The sequence below is a fragment of the Craterilacuibacter sp. genome (assembly GCF_051659485.1).
Classification (GTDB): Bacteria; Pseudomonadota; Gammaproteobacteria; order Burkholderiales; family Chromobacteriaceae; genus Craterilacuibacter.
Genome location: NZ_JBOFOO010000065.1, coordinates 1 through 4218, shown reverse-complemented (window position 1 = coordinate 4218; position 4218 = coordinate 1). Strand labels below are relative to the sequence as shown.

Below are 4218 nucleotides of genomic sequence, written 5' to 3'. Positions count from 1 at the left end.
CTGCGGCCGGCTGGTAAGGCCGGACCTTCCTGTGGATAAATCCATAAAGGGCGGGGGTTTTATCCACAAGAAAAGTCAGCGCCGCCTTTTTCCTTTAGCCCAAATGGCGTGTCGGCCTGCAGCCAGCGCCGCAGCAGGCGCGTCACCAGCGGAATCAGCCCGCACACCATCAGCGGCGTCAGCGCCAGCGTCGACAGCAACACCCGCGGCAATAGCGGCAAGCCGGCCAGCCACTCGCCCAGCACGGCATTCATCAGCAGCGACACCGGAAAAAACGCCAGCCACACCGCCACCGCCTGCTTCCAGCGTGGCGGCGGCACGGTAAACCAGCTATCCAGCCCGGAGGCACAACGCGCTTCGCTGGCCTGCACCAGATGGGTGCCGGCAGCCAGCCAGCTGCTGCGTTCCGGTGCGTGCATCCATGCCGCAAGGCTGGCCTCATCGGCAAAACGGAACATGATCTGCCACGTGTCGTCGCCGGGTGGCGGCGCAAACAGGCCGGCGCCGAGAAAGCCGTCAAAGCCGGCGGCCAGCGTTTCGCCGGCCAGCATCCAGCGGGTGAAGTCTTGCTGCCGCGCAGGGTCAACGCGGCGGGAGACGAGAAAAGTCAGCGGTTCGGTGGGCATGGCGGGCTCCTTGCATATCGCGTCCGCACAGCCGGGATGGTGGCCGGCGGACCTGCCCCCGGATGTGGGGGCGGTTGATATCAAGCAAGAAACAATCCATGCGGAAAGCATTTACGAAAAGGCCTGGTATCCTGGTGCGGTTAACGACTCGTTGGAATTGCCATGCCCCGCCAAATGCCGGAAGGCCTGTACGACATCTTGTTGACCGAATCACAGGCCCGCAAGCTGGACGATAGCGATGTCGTCCATCCGTTGCTGGCAGGCCTAGAGGAGGCTGATAGCCATGAGCGTCTGGCTGAGATGCTGGGGCGGGAGCTGGCCGGCATCTTGCAAGAGCTAAAGCCAGAGGGGGACAGCAAAGATCGGCCGCCGGCCCAGTTGGCTCTGATCAATGGTTTGCTGCAAGACCTGCGTACCCGCTTGCAAGCGATCGACAGCAAAGCAGCTATGCGGGTAGAGGCATTGGCTTCTCCGCCACGCGTGCTGCGCGGACTGTTCCATCGACCGCATGAGCCCGAGCTGCCGCAGACTGGCTTGGCCATGCCATGGCTGTTCACTGCCGGCAAGGCCAGTCCATCACTACTGACCGAGCTTAGACGTGAGCTGGCCTCGTGTGATGGGGTAGATATTCTGGTGAGCTTCATCACCGTTTCCGGTGTGCGTAAGCTGGCCGACGTGCTGGAGCGCATCACCGCACTGGGGGCCGATGGCCTAGCGCGTACCCGTATCCGTGTGCTGACCACAACTTATATCGGTGCGACCGATGCGGCAGCGCTGGACCAGCTGGCGCGTCTGCCCGGTTGCGAGGTCAGGGTGTCGCTGGATGGTCGCCGTACCCGCTTGCATGCCAAGGCATGGATATTCGAGCGCAAGACCGGCTTTGGTTCGGCCTATGTGGGCAGTGCCAATCTGTCGGGTGCTGCGCTGATGGGCGGCTTGGAGTGGACGGTAAAATTTACCGAACGTGGCCAGCGTGCCTTGTTTGGCCGAGCCCGGGCTCATTTCGAGACCCTGTGGGAAGACACAGAATTTCAGCGTTACCACCCGGATGAGGAAGGGCACCGGGTGGCACTGTTACGTGCGCTGCGTGAGCAAAAGGGCTTCTCCAGTCCGGATGGTCCCAATGTTGTGCCATTTTTTGATCTGCAGCCCAAGAGTTATCAACAGGAGATGCTGGAGGCGCTGGCCAGCGAGCGCGCACATGGCCGGATACGCAATTTGTTGGTGGCGGCGACAGGTACCGGCAAAACCATGATTGCTGCCTTCGACTATCGCCGCCTATGCCGTGAGCGAGGTGGTCGGCCGCGGCTGTTATTTGTCGCGCATCGCGTGGAAATTCTGCGGCAGGCGATGCACAGCTTTAGAGCCGTATTGGGTGATAACAGTTTTGGTCAGGAGTTGAGCGGCGACATACAAGTGGACAGTTACGATCATCTGTTTGCCAGTATCCAGACGCTGGACCGTCGCAATTTGGTCGCAAAGTTTGGTGCTGATTACTGGCATATGGTGATCATTGATGAGTGTCATCATCTTGCGGCGACACAGTTCGATCGCTTTGCCTCTGCTGTCAAACCAGCCATCCTGCTGGGGCTGACTGCAACGCCGGAACGCAGTGACGGCAAGCCGCTTGACGACTACTTCGACCATAGACCCGATGGCAGCCCGGCCGCCGAGCTCAGGCTGTGGCATGCGCTGGATTTACAGTTGCTGGCACCGTTTGAATACTACGCCTGCGACGACGATACCGATCTGAGCCAGATCAGCTGGGGCAAGGCGGGTGAGCGCGAGCAATTAAGCCAACTGCTGGATGCCAATACTGCACGGGCGCATCTGGTGTTGCGCGAATGGCGGCGACTATGTGCTGATCCGGCGCAGGCCAAAGCGCTGCTGTTCTGTGTCTCCATCGCCCACGCCCGCTTTATGACCGAGATGCTGAATCGGGCTGGCTTAGCCGCAGTCTGCGTCAGCTCGGAAAGCAGCAAGGAAGAGCGCCATAACGCGCCACGCCTGTTGAAGGCAGGAAAAATTGTCGCCATCGTCACCGTCGATTTGTACAACGAAGGCGTCGATCTGCCTATGGTCGATACGCTATTGCTGCTGCGCCCGACGCAAAGTCCGGTGCTGTTCCAGCAGCAGATAGGCCGTGGTCTACGCCTGTTTGATGGCAAGGAAAGTTGTCTGATTCTCGACTTTGTCGGCCAGCATCGCGCCGAATTTCGTTTCGACCGGCTACTGGGCAGCCTGACCGGGCTGAACCGGTGCGAATTGCAGGAAGGGGCGGAACAGGGCTTTGATCGCCTGCCTTCAGGCTGCCATATCCAGTTGCAGAAAAAGACGCGTGAACAGGTGCTGCGCAACCTTAAAACGCTGATCAACCAGCGCTGGCCACAACTGAGCCGGGAGTTGGCGGCTTATGCGGCGCTCAATCGTGGGCAAGCGCTGACGCTAGCGGCCTTTTTGCACGATCAAGTGCTGGAACTGGACGATGTGTATCGCGATGCCAAAGGGCGCAGCGGCTGGACTTGCCTCAAGCGTGCTGCCGGCCTATTGCCTGAGCCTGCCGGCAGCGAGGAAGACTACTTTGGCCAGCACTTTGCCGATCTTTTGCATGTGGACGATCCACGCCAGCTTGAATTGATGGCGGGGCTGGCAGCGGGTGAAGTCGCTAGCTCAAACGAGCAGCGTCTGCGCTTGCAGATGCTGGCCTATCAAATCGATGGCCAAGGCTCGCGTGTCGGCTCGGGTGAGGATTTTCTGACACGACTGGATAGTGCGGCTCGGCAGGAGTTGGGTGAGTTGGCAGCATTGTTGCAAGCCAGAAGTAGCCTGTTATTTCAGCCTGTCCCCGGGCTGGAGGATGTTCCTCTGTGTTTGCATGCCGGCTATGGAAGTCGTGAGATTCTGACAGCCTGTGGGTATTGGGACGAAGCAAGGCGGCCGTTTTTTGCCGAAGGGGTGTTGCGCCTCAAGGCGCGTAAGACCGAATTCTTGTTTGTGACACTGGACAAGAGTGCGGGCTATCACGATGCCATTGCTTATCACGACTACGCGATCAGTCCACAACGCTTTCACTGGCAGACGCAGAATAGTGCCAGTCCTGATACGCCGGGTGGCAGGCGCTATCTGGAAAGTATTGGTGAGGCAGCCAATGGTTGGTCTTTCCAGCTTTTTGTGCGCGAGAACAAGCAAAGCCCGTATCGCGTTTGCGGAGCGGTGACACTGGAAGAATGGTCAGGCAGCAAGCCGATGAATATTACGTGGCGTTTGCAAGCACCGCTGCCGGCGACTTTATTCCGTGCTTTCAGCGAGAGCCGTGATGTGTAGCCATACATGGGGGGTTACGGCGGCAGCGCCGCCTAACCCGCCCTACTTGGTGCTGGCATCCTTGAGCAGCAGTGCCTGGCTATAGTGCAGGAATTCGTCCAGATGGCCGGTGATGATGGCGACGGTGATGGGGAACTGCAGGCTCTGGTAGTCGTGTACCGCGATATTGCGAAAGCCGACCATTTTTTTGAGCGAATCGGCCAGCTCCTTGGCTATCCAGCCGCCTTGGGCCAGCAGGGCAAACACGTCGCGTGTGCTTTGCGGGATG

Annotated in this window: 3 protein-coding genes; 1 reads left to right on the top strand and 2 read right to left on the bottom strand. The window is 59.5% G+C overall.

Annotation, left to right across the window (positions count from 1 at the left end; translation table 11 throughout):
- Window positions 1-59: 59 nt before the first annotated feature.
- Entirely contained in the window at window positions 60-626 is a 567-nt protein-coding gene (locus ACRC1E_RS02230) for an antibiotic biosynthesis monooxygenase (RefSeq protein WP_438513477.1), read from the bottom strand.
- 162 nt (window positions 627-788) lie between these two features.
- On the opposite strand from ACRC1E_RS02230, the gene ACRC1E_RS02225 reads away from it, so the two are divergent.
- Entirely contained in the window at window positions 789-3950 is a 3162-nt protein-coding gene (locus ACRC1E_RS02225) for a DUF3427 domain-containing protein (protein WP_438513476.1), read from the top strand.
- A gap of 42 nt (window positions 3951-3992) precedes the next feature.
- On the opposite strand, the gene hepT is transcribed toward ACRC1E_RS02225, so the two are convergent.
- The coding region (hepT, locus tag ACRC1E_RS02220) for a type VII toxin-antitoxin system HepT family RNase toxin (RefSeq protein WP_438513475.1) at window positions 3993-4218 on the bottom strand (226 nt) is incomplete at its 5' end.